Here is a 24536-nt window from a genome sequence, read left to right as displayed (position 1 = left end):
TTTCCTAGCCTTAAACCCAGGAAAATCACCATGGCCCACAATCTCCACAAGACCCTCAAGGAATTCGACAGCGGTTCCGGCAAAGGCAAGTTCTACTCGCTGCCGCAGCTCGGCAAGGAACTGAAGACGAAGATCGAGCGCCTCCCGGTGTCGATCCGTATCGTGCTCGAGTCCGTGCTGCGCAACTACGACGGCAAGAAGATCACCGAAGAACACATCGAGCAGCTCGCGAACTGGCAGCCGACCGCGAAGCGCGTCGACGAGATTCCGTTCGTGGTGTCGCGCGTCGTGCTGCAGGACTTCACGGGCGTGCCGCTGCTCGCCGACATCGCGGCCATGCGCGGCGTCGCGGAGCGTTCGGGCAAGAATCCGAAGAAGATCGAGCCGCTGGTCCCGGTCGATCTCGTCGTCGACCACTCGGTCCAGATCGACTACTTCCGCCAGAAGGACGCGCTCGACCTGAACATGAAGCTGGAATTCCAGCGCAACAACGAGCGCTACCAGTTCATGAAGTGGGGCATGCAGGCGTTCGACACGTTCAAGGTCGTGCCGCCGGGCGTCGGCATCGTCCACCAGGTGAACCTCGAATATCTCGCGCGCGGCGTCCACAAGAAGACGGACGGCGGCGACACCGTGTACTACCCGGATACCCTCGTCGGCACGGACAGCCACACGACGATGATCAACGGCATCGGCGTGGTCGGCTGGGGCGTGGGCGGCATCGAGGCCGAAGCCGGCATGCTCGGCCAGCCGGTGTACTTCCTGACGCCGGACGTCGTCGGCGTCGAGCTGAAGGGCAAGCTGCGCGAAGGCGTGACGGCCACCGACCTGGTGCTGACGATCACCGAAATGCTGCGCAAGGAAAAGGTCGTCGGCAAGTTCGTCGAGTTCTTCGGCGAAGGCACGAAGTCGCTGTCGCTGCCGGACCGCGCGACGATCGGCAACATGGCGCCGGAATACGGCGCGACGATGGGCTTCTTCCCGGTCGACGAAAAGACCATCGAATACTTCGAAGGCACGGGCCGCACGAAGGCGGAAATCGCCGCGTTCGAGAACTACTTCAAGGCGCAGAAGCTGTTCGGCATTCCGAAGGCCGGCGACATCGACTACACGAAGACGGTCACGCTGGATCTTGCAACCGTCGCCCCGTCGCTGGCCGGCCCGAAGCGCCCGCAGGACCGCATCGAGATCGGCAACGTCAAGTCGACGTTCACCGAGCTGTTCTCGAAGCCGGTCGCGGAAAACGGCTTCGCGAAGAAGGCGGACGACCTGAACGCGCAGTACACGACGAGCAACGGCGTCGACGTGAAGAACGGCGACGTGCTGATCGCCGCGATCACGTCGTGCACGAACACGTCGAACCCGAGCGTGCTGCTGGCTGCCGGCCTGCTCGCGAAGAAGGCCGTCGAAGCCGGCCTGACCGTCGCACCGCACATCAAGACCTCGCTCGCGCCGGGATCGCGCATCGTCACCGAATACCTGACGAAGACGGGCCTGCTGCCCTACCTCGCGAAGCTCGGCTTCGAAGTCGCCGCCTACGGCTGCACGACCTGTATCGGCAACGCGGGCGACCTGACGCCGGAACTGAACGAAGCGATCACGAAGAACGACATCGTCGCGGCAGCCGTGCTGTCGGGCAACCGTAACTTCGAAGCGCGCATCCACCCGAACATCCGCGCGAACTTCCTCGCGTCGCCGCCGCTGGTCGTCGCCTACGCGATCGCCGGCAACATCACGCGCGACCTGATGACCGAGCCGGTCGGCAAGGGCAAGGACGGCTACGACATCTACCTCGGCGACATCTGGCCGACGAGCGAGGAAATCCACGCGCTGCTCAAGTTCGCGCTCGACCCGAAGAAGTTCGAGGACAACTACTCGAAGCTGACCAAGAAGGGCGACCTCTGGAGCAAGATCGAGGGCGAGACGGGCCAGGTCTACGACTGGCCGAAGTCGACCTACATCGCGGAGCCGCCGTTCTTCGGCAACGACTTCTCGATGGAGCCGGCCGATTCGATCCCGACGGTCAAGGGTGCGCGCGCGCTGGGCATCTTCGGTGACTCGGTCACGACCGACCACATCAGCCCGGCAGGCTCGATCAAGGAAGACTCGCCGGCAGGCAAGTGGCTGAAGGAGAACGGCGTGCAGAAGGCCGACTTCAACAGCTACGGTTCGCGCCGCGGCAACCACGACGTGATGATGCGCGGCACGTTCGCGAACGTCCGGATCAAGAACCTGATGATCCCGGCGAAGGCGGACGGCACGCGCGTCGAAGGCGGCCTGACGATTCACCAGCCGAGCGGCGAACAGCTGTCGATCTACGATGCGGCGATGAAGTACGTCGACGCCGACACGCCGACCGTCGTGTTCGCGGGCGAAGAGTACGGCACGGGCTCGTCGCGCGACTGGGCCGCGAAGGGCACGCAACTGCTCGGCGTGAAGGCCGTGATCGCACGCAGCTTCGAGCGGATCCACCGCTCGAACCTGGTCGGCATGGGTGTGCTGCCGCTGCAGTTCAAGGGCGCGGACAGCATCCAGTCGCTCGGCATCACCGGCGAAGAGACCTACGACATCGAAGGCCTCGGCGACGACTTCAAGCCGCAGCAGGACGTCACGCTCGTGATTCACCGCAAGAACGGCGAAACGACCCGCGTGCCGGTGCTGCTGCGCATCGATACGCCGATCGAAGTCGACTACTACAAGCACGGCGGGATCCTGCCGTTCGTGCTGCGCTCGCTGCTCGCAGCGTAAGCGTCCTGCTTTTGCAGGTGCCGCAGCCGCCTCGCGGCGGTTGCGGCCGATTTGGAAGCCCGACCTCGTGTCGGGCTTTTTTTGCCTGCGCGGCGGTGTGCCGGCGCGCCGGTGCGTCATGCGGCCTTGTCGGCGCGCGTCCTGCCGCCTGCGGCCGGCCGCGCGTTCTTCTTCAGGTGCGCGCGGTTGTAGTCAATCGCCGCGCGAACGAGACGCTTCAGCGCCCGTTTGTCGAGCTTGTCGCCTTCGAGGAAATCGATCGCACGCCGCGCATTGCCTTCAAGGCCCGCATTGAACAGCCCGTCGGGATCGGGCAGGTGCGCGCCATGCATGAACGTGAGCTTCACCTTGCCCTTGTGCGCGTTCGCGACCGCGATCATCCCGTCGCACGACCACACCGGGCTGCCCATCCATTTCCATTCCTCGACGATGCCTTCGTCGGCGGCGACGATCGTCTCGCGCAGCTCGGCGAACGTCTTGCCGCGCCAGTCGGCGATGCCTGCGATCAGCGCGTCGATGCGGGCCGACGGTTCCAGGTCGGAGGCGCTCATGCACGGCCCTCCTGGTCGTCATCGGGGCGCGCGAGCACCCGCTCGAGCGACGCGAAGAACTGCGTCCAGCCGTGCTGCGCACCGCGGTACGCCTGCTCCTGATCCGCGCGGAAACCGGCCTGCTCCATCCGCAACAGCGTGCCGACCGGCGTCGGCGTGAGCGTCCAGGTGACGACGCTTTCCAGTCCGTACGCGGCCCACGTGTAGGACAGCACGCGCTGCGGCTCGATCGTCAGCAACGTGCAGTCGACCGAACCCCAGTCCGCGCGGAAGCTGAACGCGCGGCCCGCGACGGGCTCGAAATCGCTCTGCATCAGCCATGCCTCGATCAGATGCGGTTGCGTGAGCGCACGCCAGACCTTCTCCGGCGGATGCGACAGTTCCCGTTCGACGACGACGGTGCGTGTGTCAGTGGTGGCCTGGTTCATGACTGATCCATCCTCTTGAGCAGATCTTCGAGCGCGTCGAACCGGTTCTGCCAGAAGCCTGCCATCTGGCTGGTCCAGTCGATCAACGGAGTCAGCGCTTGCGGCTGCGCGCTGTAGTGCGTCTGCCGGCCTTCGTGGCGGTCGCTCACGAGCCCGGCCTGCTTCAGTACCCCCAGATGCTTCGATACCGCCGGCTGCGTCACGCCTGCGTGCGCCGTCAGCGCGGCAACCGTCAGCTCGCCCTCCTCGCACAGCCGCTCGAAGAGCGCGCGGCGGGTCGGATCGGCGAGCGTCCTGAACAGCATGTCGGGGACGTTTTGCATGGCTTGATTCATAACCCGATAGTTATGGATTCAAGAATATCCACGTATCGATGCACGTCAAGGAGCGATTTCGCAGGAAGCATCAGGCGATCCTGCAGCGGGGACGTTCGCCGGAACGGACGGAATGGCGGCGAATCGGCTTGCGAAGAACATCACGCGCGCGTCGAGGCAGCGCCACCGTCCGATTCGAGCGTTTCCTCTAATCCGCTCGCCGGACGCTCCAACCGAAAGCATGCTGCAAGACTCGCCACCACGTCGTTCCACAGTTCGGGAAACGCGCGCGATCGACGGGTTCCGTTTTCGTGCATTCGCGCATTCGTACGTCATCGCGCCCGCCGCGCGGCAACGCCTGACCACATATTGCAACGCGCAATGCGTTCACGCGCGATCGAAAGCGCCGTTCGCACACGGCCCTTCGCTCTGCAATCGCGCGCATTCCGCTGCCACGACGAACGAGTCGTGCGCGCAAACGCCAGCGACCGGTGCGCGGCACGTGGCGAACCGGTTCCCTTTGCCGCGGGCCGCTGCCGCATGCACGACCGACGCATCGCCGGCACGCGAGCACGCCGATGTCAGAACTGACAGCTATGGAAACTGGCAGCTACCTGAACGGCACCGACGCCCTACGCTCGTCACCGCTCGCGGCCCCACAAGGGCCGGGGCTTCCAGCAACGTCGTCTCTCCTAAAAAGGACTCCCGATGAAAAGGAACGCCTGGTTTGCCCTTCCCCTTCCGTCGCCGCGCCGCCTCGCGTGCGCGTGGCCGCTCGTGCTCGCCGCCGGCGCGGCACATGCGGCGACGGACTGGGTCGACACCCACACGAAGGCCTTTCTGACCGGCCCGCAATTGATGGCGCGCAGCGCCGCACCTTCGCTCGAACTCGCGGCCGGCGAAACGGCCGACATCGTCGTCAGCCTGAAGCTGCGCAACGCCGCGCAGCTCAAGCAGCTCGCGCACGACGTGAACCGGCCCGGCAACGCGCATTACCGCCAGTACCTGACGCACGAACAGTTCCTCGCCAGCTACGCGCCGACCGACGCGCAAGTGAAATCGGTCGTCGACTATCTGCGCAAGAGCGGCTTCGTGAACATCGAGGTCGCGCCGAACCGGCTGCTGGTGTCCGCGCGCGGCACGGCCGGCACGGTGAAGACCGCGTTCAACACGTCGCTCGTGCACTTCGAGTACGCGGGCCGCTCGGGCTTCGCGAACGCGTCGACCGCGCAGGTGCCGCGCGCGCTCGGCGACGTCGTCGGCTCGGTGCTCGGGCTGCAGAACGTCGCGCGCGCACGGCCGATGCTGCGCATCGGCAACGTCGCGAAGCCGCAGGCGCTCGCGGCCGGCACGGCCACCGGCCACTATCCGAAGGAATTCCCGGGCCTCTACAACGCGACCGGCGTGCCGACCGCGGCAGGCGTGAGCGTCGGCATCATCACGATCGGCGGCGTATCGCAGACGCTGCAAGACCTGAAGCAGTTCACGTCGAGCAACGGCTACGGCACGGTCGCAACCCAGACCGTGAAGACCAACGGCACCGGCACGACCGGCAGCTACAGCGACGACCAGGACGGCCAGGGTGAATGGGATCTCGACAGCCAGTCGATCGTCGGCTCGGCCGGCGGCCAGGTCGGCAAGCTCGTGTTCTACATGGCGGACCTGAACGCCGCCGGCAACACGGGGCTCACGCAGGCGTTCAACCGCGCGGTGTCGGACAACACCGCGAAGGTGATCAACGTGTCGCTCGGCTGGTGCGAGACCGACGCGAACGCGGACGGCACGATCGACGCCGAAGAGCAGATCTTCACGACGGCTGCCGCGCAGGGTCAGACGTTCTCGGTGTCGTCGGGCGACGAAGGCGTGTACGAGTGCAACAACCGCGGCTATCCGGACGGCGCGAACTACACGGTGTCGTGGCCGGCCGCGTCGCCGCACGTGCTCGCGATCGGCGGCACGACGCTGTACACCACGTCGGCGGGTGCGTTCTCGAACGAAACGGTGTGGAACGAAGGCCTCGACGGCAACGGCAAGCTGTGGGCGACGGGCGGCGGCGTCAGCACGGTGCTGCCGGCGCCGGCGTGGCAATCGGGCAGCAATCGTCAGTTGCCCGACGTATCGTTCGATGCCGCGCAAAGCACGGGCGCGTACATCTACAACTACGGCCAGTTGCAGCAGATCGGCGGCACGAGCCTCGCCGCGCCGATCTTCACCGGCTTCTGGGCGCGTCTGCTCGCGGCGAACGGCACCGGCCTCGGTTTCCCGGCTGCGAAGTTCTATGCGGACATCCCGTCGAACCCGTCGCTCGTACGCTATGACGTCGTGTCAGGGAACAACGGCTATCAGGGGTATGGCTACAGAGCAGGCACCGGCTGGGATCTGACGACCGGCTTCGGCAGCCTGAACATCGCGAACCTCAACAAGCTGATCCAGACGGGCGGCTTCTGAGCCTGACGCGAAGGCCGGTGCGCGGCGGTCGTTCGCCGCGCACCGGCCGGGAAAGATTCGGGCAGCGGGCGGGCGCGGAGCCCTACTCCGTCGCCTGCTCGTTCGTCGCTGTCGTCGCTGCCGTCGCGACCGAGGCAACCGGCGCGCCGGCCCGATGCGATGGCGCGAAGAGCCGCAGCCCGCTCGCCATGCTCGCCGCCCCGGCAAAACCCGCCCCGAGCATCAGCGCGAGCGTCGGCCCGTGACGCCCCGCGACACCGAACGACAGCGCGACGAGCGCCGCGCCGGTCGCCTGCCCGATCAGCCGCGCGGTCGCGATGATCCCGCTCGCACCGCCGCTGCGCTCGGGCGGCGCGCTCGACATCAGCGCCTTCAGGTTCGGCGACTGGAAGAAGCCGAAACCCGCGCCGCACAGCATCATCCGCCAGCCGATGTCGACGACGCTCGGCGCTGCCGGCAATGCGGCGAGCGACACCATCCCCGCGCTCAGCAACGCGAGTCCGATCGCACCGAGCAATCCGGGCGGATAACGGTCGGACAAGCGGCCCGCGATCGGCGCGGCGAGCGCGACGATCGCCGACCACGGCGTCATCAGGAAGCCGGTCTCGACCGCGTCGCGATGCAGGACGGTTTCGAAGTAGAACGGCAGCGACACGAACGCGAGCCCCTGCGCGGCAAACGCGCACACGGCCGTCAGCGCGGACAGCGTGAACACGGGCCGGCGAAACAGGTCGACCGGCAGCATCGGCGCCGGGTGCCCGGCCTGGCGGCGGATCAGCAGCCAGCCGAACGCGAGCGCGACCGCCGCGGCCGCGAACACGACGGACAGCGGCCCGCGCTGCGCGAATTCTCCGAGCGCGAAGATCAGCGACGCGAACGTGATCACGTTGAACAGCGCGGCGAGCGGATCGAACGCGTGCTTGCCCCGCGCCGTCTGCGGCAGCGACGGAATCGCCACGGCAAGCGCGAGCACGCCGAGCGGCACGTTCACCGCGAACAGCCACGGCCATGCGGCCAGCGACAGGATCAGCGACGCGATCGTCGGCCCCACCGCGAACGACACGCCGACGACGAGCGCGTTGAAGCCGACGCCGCGCCCGAGCCGGTGCGCGGGAAACAGGTTGCGGATCAGCGCGACGTTCACGCTCATGATCGCGCTCGCGCCGAAGCCCTGCACGATCCGCGCCGCCGTCAGCTGCGGCAGCGTCGCCGCGAGCGAGCAGCCGAGCGACGCGAGCGTGAATACCGCGAGGCCGCCGACATACACGCGCTTGTGGCCGACGATGTCGCCGAGCGACGCGAACGGCAGCAGCGTCGCGACCATCGCGAGCTGGTACGCGTTGATGATCCACACCGATGCGGCCGGCGACGCGTGCAGGTCGGCGGCGATCGCGGGCAGCGCGGTGTTCGCGATCGCGGTGTCGAGCGTCGCGAGCGCGACGGCCAGCAGCACGGCGGACATCGCGCGCCAGTTGACGGCCGGCTCCCGGGTGCCGGCGGGGGATGCGAATTCGGACAAGATGAGGCTCGGCTGACTGACGAGCGACGCGCGGCGTCGCGGATTGAGCGGCGCGGCAACGGGCGCTCCGTGCGTGCGACGGCAACGGAACGCGCGGCACCACGAGCCGTATTGTTGCAGAGCCGCATCGAACGTGCAGGCAACCGCTTCGTCAGTCAGCGAAACGAAAGCTTCGCCGCGCCCGGTCAGGCGCGCGGCTTCGTTGAGAACGCAACGATCGCCGGCCCGGCGGCCGACGCAACGTCACGCGTCCGCCCGCCGTTACGACACCGCGCGCCGCGCGTTGCGGCCGCGCAGCCATTCGAGCGCGAGCAGCAGGCTCGTCGAGAAGATGATCAGGATCGTCGCGAGCGCGGCGATCGTCGGGCTGATGTTCTCGCGAATGCCGGTGAACATCTGGCGCGGCAGCGTCGTCTGGTCCGCGCCCGCGAGGAACAGCGTGACGACGACTTCGTCGAACGACGTCGCGAACGCGAACAGCGCGCCCGACATCACGCCCGGCGCGATCACCGGCAGCGTCACGCGGAAGAACGTCGTGACGGGGTTCGCGCCGAGCGACAGGCTCGCGCGCACCAGGTTCTGGTTGAAGCCCTGCAGCGTCGCGGCCACGGTCGTCACGACGAACGGCACGCCGAGCGCCGCGTGCGCGGCGATCAGGCCGGTGTAGGTGTTCGCGAGCCCGAGCGGCGCGAAGAACAGGTACATGCCGACGCCGACCACGACGACCGGCACGATCATCGGCGACAGCAGCACGGCCATCAGCAGCCCCTTGCCGCGGAAGTCCGCCTTCGTGAGGCCGATCGCGGCGAGCGTGCCGAGCACGGTCGCGACGACGGTCGCCGACGGCGCGACGATGAAGCTGTTCTTCGCGGCCATCCGCCACTCGTCGGATGCGATCAGGTTCTCGTACCAGCGCGTCGAGAAGCCCGGAATCGGATAGACGAGGAACGTGCTCGACGAAAACGACAGCGGCACGATCGCGAGCACCGGCAGGATCAGGTACAGCAGCGTCAGCACGACGAGCACGCGCAACGCGACGTACCACGCGCGCTCGGCGAACGACATGTGCGGCGCGAACAGCGGCCTGGCGAGTTTCATGGTCGGCTTCCCCTTCCCATTTTCCTGTCCCCGGCGCTCAGCCGAGGCTCACGTTGGTGCGCGTGAAGCGCCCGTACACCGCATACAGCACCAGCGTCGCCGCGAGCAGCAGCCCGCCGAGCGCGCACGCCATGCCCCAGTTGATCGTCACGTTCGTGAAGTACGCGACGTAGTAGCTGACCATCTGGTCGTTCGGCCCGCCGAGCAGCGCGGGCGTGATGTAGTAGCCGATCGCGAGGATGAACACGAGCAGCGCGCCCGCGCCGACGCCCGGATAGGTCTGCGGCACGTACACGCGCCAGAACGCGGCGAACGGATGGCTGCCGAGCGACACGGCCGCGCGCTGGTAAGTCGGCGGGATCGACTTCATCACGCTGTACAGCGGCAGGATCATGAACGGCAGCAGGATGTGCGTCATCGAGATGTACACGCCGACGCGGTTGAACAGCAGCGTCAGCGGATGCGAGATCAGCCCGGCGCCGATCAGCGCGGTGTTGATCAGCCCCTCGCTCTGCAGCAGCACGATCCATGCGGCGACGCGCACCAGCACCGAGGTCCAGAACGGAATCAGCACGAGGATCATCACGAGGTTCGCGCGGCGCTCGGACAGCGTCGAGATCCAGTACGCGAGCGGATAGCCGAGCAGCAGCGCGAACAGCGTGACCGCGACGCCGATCACGAACGTGCGGCCGAAGATCGCCAGATAGATCGACTGGTCGGGATCGGCCCGCACGATCTGGCCGAAGCCGTCCTGCTTGTGGTCGAGCGCGGCGAGCAGGTAGAACGGCGACACCTGGCTGCCGTTCTTCGCGATCGCCTGCCAGTACGCGGGCTCGCCCCAGCGCGAATCGAGGTCGATCAGCTTCGCGCGGGTCTGCGCGGGTGTCAGCGCCGCGGTGCCTGCGCCCTCCTCGCCCTTCAGCGGCATCGCGCGCGCCGTCTTCGCGACGAGCGAGCGGTAGCCGGGAATCTCAGTGTTCAGGCGCCGCGCGAGCGCGCCCATCGCCTCGCTGTCGGCGACCTTCGTCATGTCGGCCGCGAGTGCGGCATACGCGGCATCGGCCGGCGGTGTCTTGCGGTCCCAGCCCGACAGCGCGGCCACCGTGTTCGGCAGCGCGGTCGCGATCTCCGGGTTCTGCACCGCGCGCGTGAGCAGCGTGCCGATCGGCACGACGAAGATGAGCAGCAGGAAGATCGCGAGCGGCGCGATCAGCAGCAACGCCATCGTGCGCTTGCGGGCCTCGGCGGCCTTCAGCTCGCGCTTGAGCGCGGCTGTCGACGGCGAGGAAGGAGCGATCGTCATCGTGTTCAACGGTTCTCTCCGGCCGGGCTCGATCCGGCGGAATGCCGCGCGACGCGTTCGACGCGCCGCGCGGCAGGTTGCATCAGGACACCTGAGTAGCGGTTACTTCGTCGCCCACGCGGCGAAGCGCTGCTCGAGCTCGTCGCTGTGGTCGGTCCAGAAGCCGATGTCCTCCAGCACCGCGTTCTTGCCGTTGGCCGGCGAGTTCGGCAGGTTCGCGAGCGTCTTCGCGTCGAGCGACTTGATCGCCGCGACGTTCGCGGGGCCGTACGCGATGTGATGCGCATACTCTTGCTGCGGCTTCGGCGTCAGCGTGTACGCGATGTACTGTTCGGCCAGCGCCTTGTTCGGGGAGCCCTTCGGAATCGCCCAGTAGTCGAGGTCGTAGATGCTGCCGTTCCACACGACCTTCAGGTTCTTGCCTTCCTTCTGCGCTGCGTCGATGCGGCCGTTGTACGCGGTCGACATCACGACGTCGCCGGCCACGAGGAACTGCGGCGGCTGCGCGCCCGCTTCCCACCACTGGATGTACGGCTTCAGTTCGTCGAGCTTCTTGAACGCGCGATCCTGGCCGGCCTTCGTGCCGAGCACCTTGTATACGTCCTTCGTCGAAACGCCGTCGGCCATCAGCGCGAACTCGAGGTTGTAGCGCGCGCCCTTGCGCATCCCGCGCTTGCCGGGGAATTTCTTCACGTTCCAGAAATCGGCCCAGCCGGTCGGCGCGGTCTTCAGCTTGTCGGCGTTGTACGACAGCGCGGTCGACCACACGAAGAAACCGACGCCGCACACCTGCGGCGATTCCGGAATCAGGTCGGACTTCTTCGCGATCTTCGACCAGTCGAGCTTCTCGTACAGCCCTTCGTCGCAGCCGCGGTTCAGGTCGCCCGACTCGACTTCGACCACGTCCCAGTTGACGTGCTTCGCCTCGACCATCGCCTTCACTTTCGCCTGCTCGCCGTTGTACTCGACGGCCGTGACCTTGTTGCCGGTCGCCTTCTCGAACGGCTGGTTGAATGCGGCCTTCTGTGCGTCGCCGTTCGCGCCGCCGAAGTTGACGACCGTGAGTTCGGCCGCCGTGGCCGATGCGCCGACGACGGCGAGCGCCAGTGCGAGCGCGGTGCGACGCGCGGTAGTGCTTGCTCCGTTCATGATGGTTCCTCTCCTCTCGTGGTGGAAGTGGGCAGTTGTTGTTGACGACGTGCAGCGATAAAGCGGGAAAACCCAGTGTCAGGCGAACACGCGCAGGTGCTCGGGCGCGAATGCGAGCGATACCGGCGCGCCGGGCGAGAACGCGTCGAGCGCGCCCGTGCCGAGCGGCACCTTCACGAAGCATTCGTCCTGGCCCGGCAGCGCGCAGCGCATGCGCACGTGATCGCCGAAATAGATGAGGCTGCGCGCCTCGCCGGTGACGCGGTTGGCGGTGCTGCCGTTCATGTGCCCATTCGCGAGGCTCATGCGTTCGGGGCGGATGCACGCGACGGCCGGCGCGCCTTCGGCCGCGTCGCCGATGCGGCGCCCGACGAGCTGCGTGCCGTCGTCCAGCCGGAATTCGCAGAATTCGCCGTCGACGCGCGCGATGGTGCCGCGCAGCCGGTTGCTGTCGCCGATGAAGTTCGCGACGAATTCGTTGCACGGCGATTCGTACAGGCGGTCGACGGTATCGAGCTGCTGCACGATGCCCTTGTCGAACACGGCGACGCGATCGGACATCGTCAGCGCCTCGCCCTGGTCGTGCGTCACGTACACGAAGGTCACGCCGAGCTTCTCGTGCAGCGCCTTCAGTTCGTACTGCATGTGTTCGCGCAACTGCTTGTCGAGCGCGCCGAGCGGCTCGTCCATCAGCACCAGCTTCGGCTCGAACACGAGGGCACGCGCGAGCGCGATGCGCTGCTGCTGGCCGCCCGACAGCTGCGCCGGATAGCGCTTCGCGAAACGCTCCATCTGCACCATCTTCAGCGCGTGCGCGACGCGCTCCGCGCGCTCGGCGGCCGCGAGCTTGCGCACCGTCAGCGGATACGCGACGTTCTGCTCGACCGTCAGGTGCGGAAACAGCGCGTAGTTCTGGAACACCATGCCGATATTGCGCTTGTGCGGCGGCACGGTGTTCAGCAGTTCCCCGTCGAGGCGGATCTCGCCGCCCGTCGGGAACTCGAAGCCCGCCAGCATCATCAGGCAGGTGGTCTTGCCCGAGCCGGACGGCCCGAGCAGCGTCAGGAATTCCCCTCGGTGGATATCGAGGTCGAGCGATTTGACGACCAGCGTCTCGCCGTCGTAGGTCTTCCGCACGCCGCGAAAGCTGACGATCACATCATCGGACTTCATCGTGGCTGTCCCCTTGCTGCGCGACAAACGTTTTTGAGATGCGAGCCACTATACGGCGCGCACGGTTCTATACTAGGGAACCATTTCAATATTCCTAGTAGGACCACTTTGGATACCGTGATCCTGGCCGACTGGCTCTCGGCCCGTCTCGACCGCGGCTCGTCCGAGCCGATGTACCGGCAACTGCTGCAACTGATGCAGCAGGCCATTCTCACCGGAGAATTAGGGCCAGGCACAAAGCTGCCGAGTTCGCGCACGCTCGCGGCAGACCTGTCGATCGCGCGCAATACCGTGCTGCACGTGTACGACCAGCTGACGGCCGAAGGCTATGTGCTGACGACGACCGGCAGCGGCACCTACGTGGCCGACACGCGGCCGGACGCGGCCGCGATCCGCGTGCCGGGCGCCGCCGCACCGCCGCCGTCCGATGCCGATGCGGCGCTGCAGCAGGACGCACAAGGCGGTCTGTCGATGCGCGGCCGGCAGCTGATCGAGCACGCGGGCGTGTCGCGGCGCCAGTGGGGCGCGTTCATGCCGGGCGTGCCGGACGTGTCGGAATTCCCGAGCCGCACCTGGAGCCGCCTGCAGGCGCGCCTGTGGAAGGAAGCGAATCCCGAATTGCTGACCTATGCGCCGGGCGGCGGCTACCGGCCGCTGCGCCGCGCGCTCGCCGACTACCTGCGCGTCGCGCGCTCGGTCAAATGCACGCCGGACCAGGTGATCATCACGACCGGCATCCACCAGTCGATCGACCTCGCGGTGCGGCTGCTGTCCGACATCGGCGATCGCGCGTGGGTCGAGGAACCGTGCTACTGGGGCGTGCGCAGCGTGCTGCAGGCGACCGGCCTCGCGCTCACGCCGGTGCCGGTCGACCAGGAAGGCCTCGATCCGAGCGCGGGCGACATGCAGCATCCGCCGCGGCTCGTGCTCGTCACGCCGTCGCATCAGTATCCGCTCGGGATGGTGATGAGCCTCGCGCGCCGCCGGATGCTGCTCGAGTACGCACGCCAGCACCGCTGCTGGATCATCGAGGACGACTACGACAGCGAATTCCGCTACGGCAGCCGCCCGCTCGCGTCGCTGCAGGGGCTCGACGACGGCGGCCGCGTGATCTACGTCGGCAGCCTCGGCAAGATGCTGTTCCCGGGCCTGCGGATGGGCTACATGGTCGTGCCGGAGCATCTGGTCGACACGTTCCGCACCGGGCTGTCGGAGCTGTATCGCGAGGGCCAGCTGATGCAGCAGGCCGTGCTCGCGGAGTTCATCATGGACGGGCACCTGACTTCGCACGTCAGGCGGATGCGCACGCTGTACGGCGAGCGCCGGCAGTTGCTGATCGATGCGATCCATGCGCGCTTCGGCGACGCGCTGCCCGTGATGGGCGACGAGGCGGGTCTCCATCTGGTGCTCGGCCTGCCCGACACGTGCGACGATCGCGCGGTCACGCAAAGCGCGTTCGACGCGGGCGTGATCGTGCGCCCGCTGACCAGCTACTACAGCAGCCTGGACACCGCGCGGCGCGGGCTGCTGCTCGGCTACGCGTGCGTCGCGCACGAACGCATCGGCCCCGCGTTCGACACGCTCGCGGCCACCATCGAACGGCATCTGCCGCGGCGCTTCACGCGCGCGGCATGAGCGCGTGCGCGATTGCGCGCATTACTGCGCGGCAGCCGCGCCGCGGTCGAGCGACGCCGCGCGCAGCGCTTCGCCGGGCTTCGTGAACATGCGCTGACGCAGCGCGGCGATCTGCGCGTCGCGATCCTGCGGCGACAATCCGGCCGCGCCGATCTGCGCACGCTGCGCCGCATAGTCGGCGTAGCGGCTCTGCCACGACGCGTCCTCCTGCTGCATCTGCGCGACGCGCGCGGCGGCTTCCGGGCCGAGTGTCTGCGTCAGTTGCGCGCGCATCGCATCGGGCGTCGCCCCGCTCTTCCGTAATTGCGCGATCTGGTCGAGCGCGGCTTCCTGCCGGTCGGCCTTCTGCCGTGCCGCGCGTTCGTCGGCCGGCATCTGCTGCGCGAGCGCCGCGAGCCGCTCCGCCTTTTGCGCCTCCGTCAGCGCAGGGTCCTGCGTAATCTTCAGCCGCGCGAGATCGTAGCGCTGCCGCCACTGCTCGGTGCCGAAGAACGGCTGGCTCCAGTCGCCGAGCGTCCGATACGCGATCGACGCGCGCTGGTCGAGCGCGAGTTGCAGCGCGCCGAGATCGGACTTGTTGACCGCACCCGCCTCCGGCAGCTTCGCGAGCGCGTCGAGATACGCGCGGTATCGATGCCAGACATCGAGCGCCTCGGATTGCGCGACCGTGCCGTCGAGCTGGGCGGCGATCTCGCGCACGACGAGCGCATCGAGCGCGGGCGCGCTCAAGTCGCTCCGCGCGGTCAGGCAGTAGTCGAAGAAATCGCGCACCGCGCGCGACTTCGCGAGGTGGCCGCCGGTGTCGAGCGGCAGCCGCGGCGCACTGGAGCCGGCGAGCGGCGGCGGCAGGCCAGCGCTCGCCGGCAATGCGGGCTGCGACGGCGCGGCGTTCACGCCGCCGAGGGCTGCGGCATCCGCCGACGCATGCGTCGCGTCGGCGCCGCGATGCGATGCCGTACCGGTCCAGATCGCGACGCCGGCGATCGCCACCAGCCCCACCGCGCCGTAGACCACGACGCGCCGCGCGAGCGGCGCGCGTCCTTCATGTGTCGTCATCGATCACACGCCCGCGAGCTGCAGCCGGTTCGCATGCGTGCGGATCACCGCGACCGGATCTTCCGCATACGCACCGCGCACGCCGAGCAACTGGTTGATCTCGTCGAGATGGTTCCACTTGTAGCTCGTGCCCAGCACCTTCCCGTACAGCGCGCTGCACTTCGACACGAGTCCGTCGTTCTGGCCTGAGCCGCGATTGATCATCACCGTGCCCGTGCCGAACAATGCGAGTGTCGACAGGTCGAGCGCATTCGCCGGATCGATCACCGGGATCGTGCTGGTATCCGTCGCGCCGGTGACGCCAAATGCGGAAACGGTCGGCTGGACCGCCGTGCCGGCCCACGAATACAGCAGGTGCGTATTGCCGCCGACGGTCTCCGTCGGCGCGCCCGTCTGGCAACTGCCGGGCGCGCCGAGGCCGGCACTCGGGTAATTCCGGTTGTACGCGGCGGCCTGGGCGGTCGTCAGCGTCTTCAGTGCAGCGAGCGCGTCCTGGTTCGTGTTGTTGCTGCTGCTCGTCAGGATGCCGAACACATTGACGAACGCGGCGATCACCGACGACGACAATCCGGTCGGATCGTAGGCGAGCGCGCCCTGCACGAAATCGGCGAACTCCGAGCCGCGATGCGGCGTGCCGATCGTCGTGACCGACGCGACGAGATCGGGCGCGACGGCCGCGACATAGCGCGACGTGAGGCCGCCCTGGCTGTGACCGACCAGGTTCACCTTGGTCGCGCCGGTCGCGGCAAGCACCGTCTTCACGTAAGCGAGCAGCTGTTCGCCGCGCCCGTTCGGCCCGTCGTCGCTCTGGAACCCCGACAGGTTCGCGACGTACACGGTCGCGCCGTGCTGCTGCAGGTCCTCCTGGATGCCGTACCAGTACTCGAGCACGCCCGCGTACTTGTCGGTGCCGGTGAGCCCGTGCACGAGGATGATCGGGTAACGCGTCGCCGCGTAATTGTCCGCCGGCGCGGTTGCCGCCATCGCCGCGTGCGTCGTCGCGAGCGTCATCACCGCGGTCGTCCCCGCGAACGGCGCGACGCTCATCGCGCATGCCACTGCCCCTGCCACCATCCTAGAACGCATCGATCTGGCCATGCATGTTCTCCTGATTATTGTGCTGCCGGTGCGAATGAGATCGGATCGACGCGCACGGCACGTCGCGAACGGTCGCGGGTACCGTGTGCATCGAATGCGGGAGTGAATCACGAGTCGCGAACGTTTGCGCCCTGACTAGATACGGTTCTCTAATCGGTTGACGCGCCCTGCCCGTTCGGGCGGGGGCTGCATTCACGCGCACGCATGCTGCATCGCACACGCGCGCCGCACGTCACAGTTTCGCGCTCACGCGCACCCATGCCGTGCGCCCCGGCTCCATTACCGGCGCGTTCGCCGGATAGCCGAAGCCCGCGTTGCCGGCGAGGTTCAGGTGCTCGGTGTAGGCCTTGTCCAGCACGTTGTCGACGCCGATCGAGATCTGCACCTTCTTGCTGACGTTGTACTGCGCATGCAGCGACAGCACGCCGAAGCCGGCGCTCGGGCCGAAGTCCTTGCCGACCACGTTGCCCTCGTTCATCGCATAGCGATGCTGCGGTGCAACGACCCGCCACAGCCCGCCGGCCGACCATGCGCCGCGCGTGTACTCGAGCCCGAAGCGCGCCTCGAGCGGCGGCATCTGCGGCAGCGGATCGCCACTCGTCGCGTTGCGCCCCCACGCATACGCGAGCGACGTCTCGACGCGCAGCGGCGCGACCGGCCGCCACGACACGCCGGCTTCGCCGCCCATGATCTGCGCGTTGACGTTGCTTGCCTGCGTGGTCGTTCCCATCATCCCGGCCGCGTAGTTGAACAGGATGTAGTCCTGTACATATCCCGCGTAGGCCGACACCCATGCATCGAACCGGTCGCTCTTGTACTGCGCGCCGATGTCGAGCTGCGTGGTCTTCTCCGGCTGCACTGCCGAGAACGCGTTGATCGAGCCGGCGGGCCCGCGCTTCGCGGAGAACAGCTCCCAGTAGTCGGGATAGCGTTGCGCATGGCCGATCCCCGCGTACCACGTGACCGGCAGCGACGCGAGATCGCGCTCGTAACGCACGAATCCGCTCGGCAGCACGCGCGCGCGATCGTCGTCGAAAGTCGGATTCGGCTTGCTCGCCATCATCCCGCTCGTCGTCGCACGCTTGTCGCGCGCGCTCGCGTAGTCGACCCGCGCGCCGCCGATCACGCGCGACGCATCGCTCGCATACCACGTCAGCTCGCCGAACGCACCGGCGTTCCACATCGTCGCCTGCGCATCCCACGGCTGGTCGCCGTAGTTCTGCCGCCCCATCGCCGAGCGCGCGTCGAGCCGGTTCGACTGCGCGTCGACGCCGGTCACGAGCTTGAAGTCGTCACCGAAACGGAAGGTCGCCGCCGCCCGCGCGCCGAGCGTGCGGCGCCGCACCTCGGATGCCATCCGCATCGGCATGCTGCTGGTCGGGTCGGGCTGCCGCAACGTATAGTTGTCCATCACGTGGTCGGCTTCGTTGTAGTACACGCGCGCCTCGATCCGGTCGAGCACGTCGCCGAGATGCCGCTTGTCGAACGACAGGCCGAACGTCTCGCGGCGGAAATGCGCGCCGTCCATCCCGCGCCCGGCGTAGCGCGCATAGCCGTCGCCGGTGCCCGCCGTCAGCTCGACGCGTGTGTGATCGTCGGGGGTCCAGCCGAGCGCCGCGTCGGCGTTCCACTTGTCCCATTGCGACGGCACGGTATTGCCGTTGCCGTCGTCGTAGTCCTGCGCATGCGCGTGATTCGCGGTCACGCGGCCGTAGACGTCCGGCGTGCCGGCCGTCACGTCGACGTTCTGGTCGTTGCGGCCGAACGAGCCGCCGACCACGCTGCCGTCGAACCGCATGCCGGGACGCTCGAAACGCGGCGTCACGCGTTCGAACAGCACGGTGCCGGCCGAGGCGCCGGGGCCGTACAGCACGGTCTGCGGGCCCTTCACGACCGTGACCTTGTCATAGCTTTCCGGCGCGATATACGAGGTCGGCGCGTCCATCCGGTTCGGGCAGGCGCCGAGCGTCGGCATCCCGTTCGCGAGCATGTTCAGCCGCGAACCGAACATCCCGCGCAGCACGGGGTCGCCGTTCGTCCCGCCGCTGCGGATCGACGTGAAGCCGGGAATCGTCTTCAGGTAGTCCGCGCCGTCGCTCGCCGGCAGCGGCTGGCGCGGCGTCTTCGGATCCGTGACGACGACGAGCGGCGTCGTCAGCGGCGACGCAACGACTTCGACGGGCGGCAGCAGCGTGGCCGCGTCGTCCGTCGGCGCCCCGGACGCACGTGCGGATTCGGTCGCGGCCGCCGCCGCGGTCATCGCGCCGACGGCGAGCGCGGGAACGGTGAGTTTCAGCATGCGCGGCACGCGCCGCACACGGGAATGGCGCGACACCCTCGGCGCGCGCAAGGAAAGCATGGTCATGATCGAAAGCCCGAGTGACGCCCTCCACGCGGCCTCGACGGACCGCACGGATATCGGCGATGAAAGAAACGGAAGGCAGCGCGTCAGGCGCGCTCGGGCGGTGCGCGTGGATATGCGCGCGGGTAGCGGTCGGCGCGCGCCGCGACGGCATGCGGCGCGGCGGCGGAAACGGCATGAGCGGGGACGAAGGCGAACGATACGGCGGCCGCGCCGCCGATCGCTGGACTGTGCGCGAAGAAGCCGCAGTAGCCGCACGCATCGAGATGCCGCGCGTAATCGTGCGCGTGGCCTGCATCGGGCGCACGGTGCGCACCATGCTCTGCACTACAGACGATTGCGTCGGGGGTCGCCGCCTGCGCGATGCGCCACTGCGACACCAGCGGCGCCGCGATCGCGAGCCAGATCGCGAACACGCCGAGCCAGGCGGTCAGGTGACGATGTCGGTGCAGCATGCGCGGCGATGCGTAAGCGGAACGTAAAAACAGCCGAGATGTTACAGAATGTTCGCCGCGATGGCCAGCCGCGCATCGGGGTAAACGGATCGGGGGCGCATGGTTGCGTCAACAACCATGCGCCCCCGGATGCTGCGCGGCTTCAGCGCGCGGCGATCACGGCGCCATGCGTCGCAGCACGTCGTCGCGCCGGATGAAGTGGTGGTAAAGCGCGGCCAGCGCATGCAGGCCGATCACGAAGTAGAACGCGTTGCCGATCAGTTCGTGCGCTTCCTTGATCGTCGGCCGCAGCGCCTTGTCGGGGCCGAACAGCGTGAACGACACGCCGATCCAGTCGAGCGACACGGGCTTGCCGCCCATGTTGACGAGCATGATGCCGAGCAGCGGCTGCGCGATGATGAAGACATACAGCGCGACATGGGCGAGCATCGACAGCCACTTGAGCAGCGTCGCCTGCGGAATCGGCTCCGGCACGCGGCTGACCATCCGCCACAGCACGCGCAGCACCGACAGCACGAGCACGAACGTGCCTGCCAGCAAGTGCACGTTCATCCAGAACACGCGGCTGTCGCTGCCTTTCGGTCCGCGAATCTCGATGGCCAGGTAGGCGAGTGCCACCAGCAGGAAGATGACCCAGTGGAAGAAAATTGCGGGCGCGCTGTAGCGCGTCTGTTTCGCGAGGATGTTTTTCATGCGTTGTCTCGTGTTTCTCGTGTGGTATGCGGGGAGGCCAGTGCCGGGCTGGCCGGGGCCCGGCGGCTGCCCCGATTGTAGCCTCGCGCGTGGCCGGCGTTGTGCGACCGGATCAAATATCCGACGAATCCGCGCGGCCCGTTCCACGGTGCCGCCATATGGAAAATCCGCATCGCGCGTGTGCGCGGCTGTGGCACGATGAAGCTTTGGTGCGACGTTGCGCGGGCATCATGAGCAAAGCGATCTTCGTTGCGGCCTACCGGCTGATCGCCGCGTTGCTCGCGGTGTCCACCACGCTGCACAGCGTCGCCGGCAACTGGGGCTTGCCGGCCTTCCATCTCGGCAACTACCTCAGCTACTTCACCCAACTGAGCAGCCTGTATGCAGCGGCCATGCTGGTCGCGGGGCTGTCGCGCATCACGCGTCCCGGCTCGGCCCGCTACGAATCGATGCGCGGCGCCGCCGTGCTCTACGTGCTGATCACCGCGATCGTCTACGAACTGCTGCTCGCACGGCTCGATGCGCTGCGCCACGTCACGCCGGCCCTCAACAACTGGGTCCTGCACCGGATCGTGCCGCTCGTGGTGCTGTGCGACTGGCTGTACGTGGAGCCGCGCTCGCCGATCCCGTGGCGCAGCGCGGTCGCGTGGCTCGGCTTTCCGGTCATCTATCTCGGCTATACGCTCGTGCGCGGCGCGCTGGAGAACTGGTATCCCTATCCGTTCGTCGATCCGCGGCCGCACGGCTACCTGCCGGTCGCGATCCAGTGCTCGCTGATCGCGCTCGGCGCGGCAGGGCTCGCGCTGGGCATCCGCTGGCTCGGCAATCATGCGAGGCAGTCCGACGCCGCGGCGCTCGAGGAAGGGTGAAGGCGGGAGCGTGTGCGCCGCACGGCGCACACGTCGTGAAGCGGCGCGTCAGCCGCCGTTGCGCGGCAGGAAGTTCATCGGGTCGACGACCTTGCCGTTCTGCCGGACTTCGAACTCGAACGTCGCGCGGCCGCTCGCGTCGGTGCCCATCTCGGCGACCGGCTGGCCCGCGCGCACCGCGTCGCCTTCGTTGACGAGCAGCCTGCCATTGTGCCCGTAGGCCGTGATGAGCCCGTTGTCGTGCTTCAGGATCACGAGCGGGCCATACGCCTTGACGCCGGAGCCGGCGTACACCACCCGCCCGTTGGCCGCGGCCCGCACCGAACGGTCGGGCCCCGACGCAGCGATCACGATGCCGCGCGTCTTGCCGGCCGAGAACGGCGTCGCGACGATGCCCGTGGCCGGCCATGCCAGCGAGCCCGGCTGCGCGGCCCCCGCGGACGGCTGCCCGAGCGACGTCGCCGCAGGCGGCGGCGCGACGCGCAGCACCTGGCCGGGATACACGGCGTCATTCGGCGACATGTGGTTCCAGCCGGCCAGGTCCTGCACGCGCTGCCCGTAGGCGGCGGCGATGCCGGCGAGCGTGTCGCCTGGATTCACGCGGTAATAGCCGGCGATCACGCCCGGCGTGGCAACCGACGCCGGCGTCGACTGCCGCACCGGCTGCCAGCTGTCGGTCCACGGCGTCATCGTACAGCCCGTCAGCGCGGCGGCCGCGGCGACGAACGCCGCCTGCGGTAACCAGCGCGCCAGCGCATCGTGGATCGGAATCGTTTTTCTCAAGGGTCCTCCCGGATTTGCGTCGTTGCGCCGCCCACCGCCCTCCGGCGTGCGACGCACGATGTCCGGCCGAACGGCCGGACCAACCAGTATCCGACCGCTCTCGCGGCCGTCAGTTTCCACCGCGGGACGTCGACGCGAAAGGGCTCACCGGCCCCTTTTTCGCGCCATTTCTGCGTCGTCCCGACCCGGCAAAGATACCATTTGTCGCGGTCAGGACCGCGGCAGGCGCCCCGGCCGGCAACAATCTTGCGGCGCCACGAACGGGTGCCGGCGGGCTGCGCGCCACGCCGCGCAGGGTGTCCCGCGGACTTCGGGCCGGCCGTCCCGTCCCGCGGCGGGCAGCCGTATCGCGCCCATGAGCGCCGCGCCGCTGCCGGCCGCCTCCTATACTCGGAGGAGCACCGCACGTTCCAGCGATAACGAGGAGAAAACCATGAACAATGCGACGTTTCTGTCCGTGCAGCTCAACGCCGAGGATTTCGCCGGTTCCAGCGGCCTCGTCGAACTGCTCAACCGGCACCTGCTGTTCGCGACGGACGTCGCCGAAGCCGCGGACGCCCTCGTCCAGCTGGCGAGCGTCGCGCACCTGAGCGGCGCTACCCGGCACAGCGTCGAGCTGCCGGTACTCGCAATCGAGCGGCTGCGCGACGCGCTCGACACGCTGAGCGGCTACGACCAAGCATGGCTGCAGGCGCTGGAACCGGGCGACGCGCTGTTCCGGGACATCGGCCGCGGCCCGCGGCCGCTGCACTGACGCGGCGGGCGCCGCCAATGAAAAACAGCCCGTCGTTCCGTGATTCGGAACGATGGGCTGTGTGTACTGCGCGGGGGTCAGATCAGGCCGCCCATGCGGCCGGCGATCGATGACGATCAACGACCCTTGTAGACCGGTGCACCGTCCGACACGCGCTTGACCTGCCAGCCGGTCTTGGCAGCGGCCGGGGCGCCCGATTCTTGCTGGGCGGCCGGTTGCGCACCGTAGCCGCTCGTATCGGCAGCAGCGACGTTCTGTTGCGGGTTCACGCGGGCTTCAGCTGCCTGGATGCTTGCCGGGTAGTCGGTACGGTCGCTGCCCAGCTTGTAGCCGGCCTGTTGCAGCTGGGCCAGTTCGGCCTTCACCTGCGCACGGGTGACGGGGGCGTTCTGTTGGGCGAACGAGACGGCGGGAACGGCGAGGACGGCAGCTGCAGCGAACGTTGCGATCAGCGATTTCATGATTACCTCCGGGATTTTTTTGCTCCGCCGCACACACCATGTCTGCAGCGATGGAACAAAGTTTAGCCCCGAGATCACCTAGGGAAAACCATGAAAGAGCGAAAACACTGTTTCCTCGGAACCAACAATTGCGGGATCCGGGAACGAAAAACCCTACTCAAAGAATAGAATTTCGCAACAATACCGGCCTCGCCTGCCGGTTACGACCAGTTCGCGTGGAAGCTGCCCGGCTTGTCGGTACGCTCGAACGTGTGGGCGCCGAAGAAGTCGCGCTGCGCCTGCACAAGGTTCGCCGGCAGCCGCTCGGAACGGTAGCTGTCGAAGTACGCGACCGCCGACGCGAACGCCGGCACCGGCACGCCTGCCTTCACCGCGGCCACCACCACGTCGCGCAGCGACGCCTGGTAATTCGCGGCGATGTCCTTGAAGTACGGGTCGAGCAGCAGGTTCGCGAGCGCCGGATCCTTCGCGTACGCGTCCGTGATCTTCTGCAGGAAACGCGCGCGGATGATGCAGCCCGCGCGGAAGATCTTCGCGATCGTCCCGAGATCGAGGTTCCAGCCGTACTCTTCGGATGCCGTGCGCAGTTGCGCGAAGCCCTGCGCGTACGAGATCACCTTGCTCAGGTACAGCGCGCGGCGCACGGCTTCGACGAACGCGGCACGATCGCCGTCGAATAGCGCGGCGGCCGGGCCCGACAGGATCTTGCTGGCCGCGACGCGCTCGGTCTTCAGCGACGACAGCACGCGCGCGAACACCGACTCGGTGATCAGCGGCAGCGGCACGCCCAGGTCCAGCGCGTTCTGGCTGGTCCACTTGCCGGTGCCCTTCTGCGCGGCGCGATCGAGGATCACGTCGACGAGGTGCTTGCCGGTTTCTTCGTCCTTCTTGCCGAAGATCTTCGACGTGATCTCGATCAGGTAGCTGTCGAGCTCGCCCTGGTTCCATTCGGTGTAGACCGCGCCGAGTTCGTCGTTGGTCAGGCCCGCGACGTCCTTCAGCACCGCATAGCTCTCGGCGATCAGCTGCATGTCGCCGTATTCGATGCCGTTGTGGACCATCTTCACGTAGTGGCCCGCGCCGTCCGGCCCCATGTACGCGACGCACGGCTCGCCGTCAGACGGCGCCTTCGCGGCGATCTGCTTGAGGATCGGCTCGACCAGGTCGTACGCGTCGCGCTGGCCGCCGGGCATGATCGACGGGCCGCGCAGCGCGCCCTCTTCGCCGCCCGACACGCCGGTGCCGATGAAATGCAGGCCCGATTGCGCGAGCTCCTGGTTGCGGCGGATCGTGTCCGTGAAGTGCGTATTGCCGCCGTCGATCAGCACGTCGCCCTTCTCGAGCAGCGGCTTGAGCGATGCGATCGTCGCATCGGTCGCTTCGCCCGCCTTCACCATCATCAGGATCCGGCGCGGCGTCTCGAGCGACGCGACGAACTCCTCGAGCGTATAGGTCGGCACCAGATTGCGGCCGGGGAATTCGGCGATCAGTTCGTCGGTTTTCTCGCGGCTGCGGTTGTACACCGACACCGCGTAACCGCGGCTCTCGATATTGAGTGCGAGATTGCGGCCCATCACCGCCAGCCCGATCACACCGATTGCTTGTTTGCCCATTAGTCAATTCTCCGGAAAAAACGGGG

21 protein-coding genes are annotated in these 24536 nt (G+C 67.7%); 5 read left to right on the top strand and 16 right to left on the bottom strand.

Annotated features, from left to right (window positions below):
- Positions 1 to 30: 30 nt before the first annotated feature.
- Entirely contained in the window at positions 31 to 2748 is a 2718-nt protein-coding gene (gene acnA, locus U4Z31_RS06810) for an aconitate hydratase AcnA (protein WP_044845311.1), read from the top strand.
- A 116-nt stretch (positions 2749 to 2864) separates the two neighbouring features.
- Here acnA and U4Z31_RS06805 read toward each other — a convergent pair whose 3' ends face one another.
- The 3 genes from U4Z31_RS06805 to U4Z31_RS06795 are packed head-to-tail and all read right to left on the bottom strand — an operon-like array spanning position 2865 to position 4050.
- Complete coding sequence (locus U4Z31_RS06805; protein ID WP_321809808.1) at positions 2865 to 3299, bottom strand: DUF1801 domain-containing protein; 435 nt, start codon at positions 3297 to 3299, stop codon at positions 2865 to 2867.
- Entirely contained in the window at positions 3296 to 3727 is a 432-nt protein-coding gene (locus U4Z31_RS06800; RefSeq protein ID WP_321809807.1) for an SRPBCC domain-containing protein, read from the bottom strand. Before U4Z31_RS06800 ends, U4Z31_RS06805 begins: the two co-directional genes overlap by 4 nt.
- Positions 3724 to 4050, bottom strand: coding sequence for an ArsR/SmtB family transcription factor (locus U4Z31_RS06795; RefSeq protein WP_044845308.1), 327 nt, complete (start codon positions 4048 to 4050; stop codon positions 3724 to 3726). Before U4Z31_RS06795 ends, U4Z31_RS06800 begins: the two co-directional genes overlap by 4 nt.
- A 699-nt stretch (positions 4051 to 4749) precedes the next feature.
- Here U4Z31_RS06795 and U4Z31_RS06790 point away from each other — a divergent pair.
- Entirely contained in the window at positions 4750 to 6489 is a 1740-nt protein-coding gene (locus U4Z31_RS06790) for a S53 family serine peptidase (protein WP_321809806.1), read from the top strand.
- An 82-nt stretch (positions 6490 to 6571) separates the two neighbouring features.
- On the opposite strand, the gene U4Z31_RS06785 is transcribed toward U4Z31_RS06790, so the two are convergent.
- The 5 genes from U4Z31_RS06785 to U4Z31_RS06765 all read right to left on the bottom strand — a co-directional run bounded on the left by U4Z31_RS06785 (position 6572) and on the right by U4Z31_RS06765 (position 12731).
- Positions 6572 to 8008: an MFS transporter gene (locus U4Z31_RS06785; protein ID WP_321809805.1), complete on the bottom strand. Its 1437-nt coding sequence runs from the start codon at positions 8006 to 8008 to the stop codon at positions 6572 to 6574.
- Between the two features lie 261 nt (positions 8009 to 8269).
- Complete coding sequence (locus U4Z31_RS06780) at positions 8270 to 9106, bottom strand: ABC transporter permease (protein ID WP_044845306.1); 837 nt, start codon at positions 9104 to 9106, stop codon at positions 8270 to 8272.
- Between the two features lie 37 nt (positions 9107 to 9143).
- Positions 9144 to 10418, bottom strand: a complete 1275-nt coding sequence (locus U4Z31_RS06775) for an ABC transporter permease (RefSeq protein WP_044845305.1) — start codon at positions 10416 to 10418, stop codon at positions 9144 to 9146.
- Positions 10419 to 10511: 93 nt separating this feature from the next.
- A complete protein-coding gene (locus U4Z31_RS06770; protein WP_044845304.1) occupies positions 10512 to 11558 on the bottom strand; it encodes an ABC transporter substrate-binding protein in 1047 nt (348 codons plus the stop codon).
- 78 nt (positions 11559 to 11636) lie between these two features.
- The gene (locus tag U4Z31_RS06765; RefSeq protein WP_044845303.1) at positions 11637 to 12731 is read right to left on the bottom strand and encodes an ABC transporter ATP-binding protein; all 1095 of its coding nucleotides are present in this window, start codon (positions 12729 to 12731) and stop codon (positions 11637 to 11639) included.
- A gap of 108 nt (positions 12732 to 12839) precedes the next feature.
- Between U4Z31_RS06765 and U4Z31_RS06760 the strand changes: the two genes are divergently transcribed.
- On the top strand, positions 12840 to 14366 hold the full coding sequence (locus tag U4Z31_RS06760) for a PLP-dependent aminotransferase family protein (protein ID WP_321809804.1): 1527 nt from the start codon (positions 12840 to 12842) through the stop codon (positions 14364 to 14366).
- Between the two features lie 21 nt (positions 14367 to 14387).
- Here U4Z31_RS06760 and U4Z31_RS06755 read toward each other — a convergent pair whose 3' ends face one another.
- The 5 genes from U4Z31_RS06755 to U4Z31_RS06735 all read right to left on the bottom strand — a co-directional run bounded on the left by U4Z31_RS06755 (position 14388) and on the right by U4Z31_RS06735 (position 20030).
- Positions 14388 to 15422 carry a lipase secretion chaperone gene (locus U4Z31_RS06755; RefSeq protein WP_321809803.1) on the bottom strand — a complete coding sequence of 345 codons (1035 nt, stop codon included), beginning with the start codon at positions 15420 to 15422 and terminating at the stop codon, positions 14388 to 14390.
- Positions 15423 to 15425: 3 nt separating this feature from the next.
- Positions 15426 to 16520 (bottom strand): triacylglycerol lipase, encoded by a 1095-nt coding sequence (locus tag U4Z31_RS06750; RefSeq protein ID WP_321809802.1) that lies wholly within the window; start codon positions 16518 to 16520, stop codon positions 15426 to 15428.
- Between the two features lie 232 nt (positions 16521 to 16752).
- On the bottom strand, positions 16753 to 18885 hold the full coding sequence (locus U4Z31_RS06745; protein ID WP_321809801.1) for a TonB-dependent copper receptor: 2133 nt from the start codon (positions 18883 to 18885) through the stop codon (positions 16753 to 16755).
- A gap of 83 nt (positions 18886 to 18968) precedes the next feature.
- Entirely contained in the window at positions 18969 to 19337 is a 369-nt protein-coding gene (locus tag U4Z31_RS06740; protein WP_321809800.1) for a DUF2946 domain-containing protein, read from the bottom strand.
- 156 nt (positions 19338 to 19493) lie between these two features.
- Complete coding sequence (locus U4Z31_RS06735; RefSeq protein WP_044845297.1) at positions 19494 to 20030, bottom strand: cytochrome b; 537 nt, start codon at positions 20028 to 20030, stop codon at positions 19494 to 19496.
- 230 nt (positions 20031 to 20260) lie between these two features.
- On the opposite strand from U4Z31_RS06735, the gene U4Z31_RS06730 reads away from it, so the two are divergent.
- Positions 20261 to 20899, top strand: a complete 639-nt coding sequence (locus U4Z31_RS06730; protein WP_321809799.1) for a Pr6Pr family membrane protein — start codon at positions 20261 to 20263, stop codon at positions 20897 to 20899.
- A 48-nt stretch (positions 20900 to 20947) separates the two neighbouring features.
- On the opposite strand, the gene U4Z31_RS06725 is transcribed toward U4Z31_RS06730, so the two are convergent.
- Positions 20948 to 21682, bottom strand: a complete 735-nt coding sequence (locus U4Z31_RS06725) for a peptidoglycan DD-metalloendopeptidase family protein (protein WP_321809798.1) — start codon at positions 21680 to 21682, stop codon at positions 20948 to 20950.
- Between the two features lie 433 nt (positions 21683 to 22115).
- Here U4Z31_RS06725 and U4Z31_RS06720 point away from each other — a divergent pair, with 433 nt between their 5' ends.
- Positions 22116 to 22436, top strand: a complete 321-nt coding sequence (locus U4Z31_RS06720) for a hypothetical protein (protein WP_321809797.1) — start codon at positions 22116 to 22118, stop codon at positions 22434 to 22436.
- 116 nt (positions 22437 to 22552) lie between these two features.
- Here U4Z31_RS06720 and U4Z31_RS06715 read toward each other — a convergent pair whose 3' ends face one another.
- Together U4Z31_RS06715 and gndA are read right to left on the bottom strand one after the other, a co-directional pair.
- Entirely contained in the window at positions 22553 to 22897 is a 345-nt protein-coding gene (locus U4Z31_RS06715; RefSeq protein ID WP_044845294.1) for a DUF4148 domain-containing protein, read from the bottom strand.
- Between the two features lie 200 nt (positions 22898 to 23097).
- Positions 23098 to 24510, bottom strand: coding sequence for an NADP-dependent phosphogluconate dehydrogenase (gndA, locus tag U4Z31_RS06710; protein ID WP_321809796.1), 1413 nt, complete (start codon positions 24508 to 24510; stop codon positions 23098 to 23100).
- Positions 24511 to 24536: the final 26 nt, after the last annotated feature.

The sequence above is a fragment of the Burkholderia sp. BCC1985 genome (assembly GCF_905339915.1).
Classification (GTDB): Bacteria; Pseudomonadota; Gammaproteobacteria; order Burkholderiales; family Burkholderiaceae; genus Burkholderia.
Note: the sequence above shows the minus strand (reverse complement) of the source record. Positions and strands in the feature narration are given on the sequence as shown.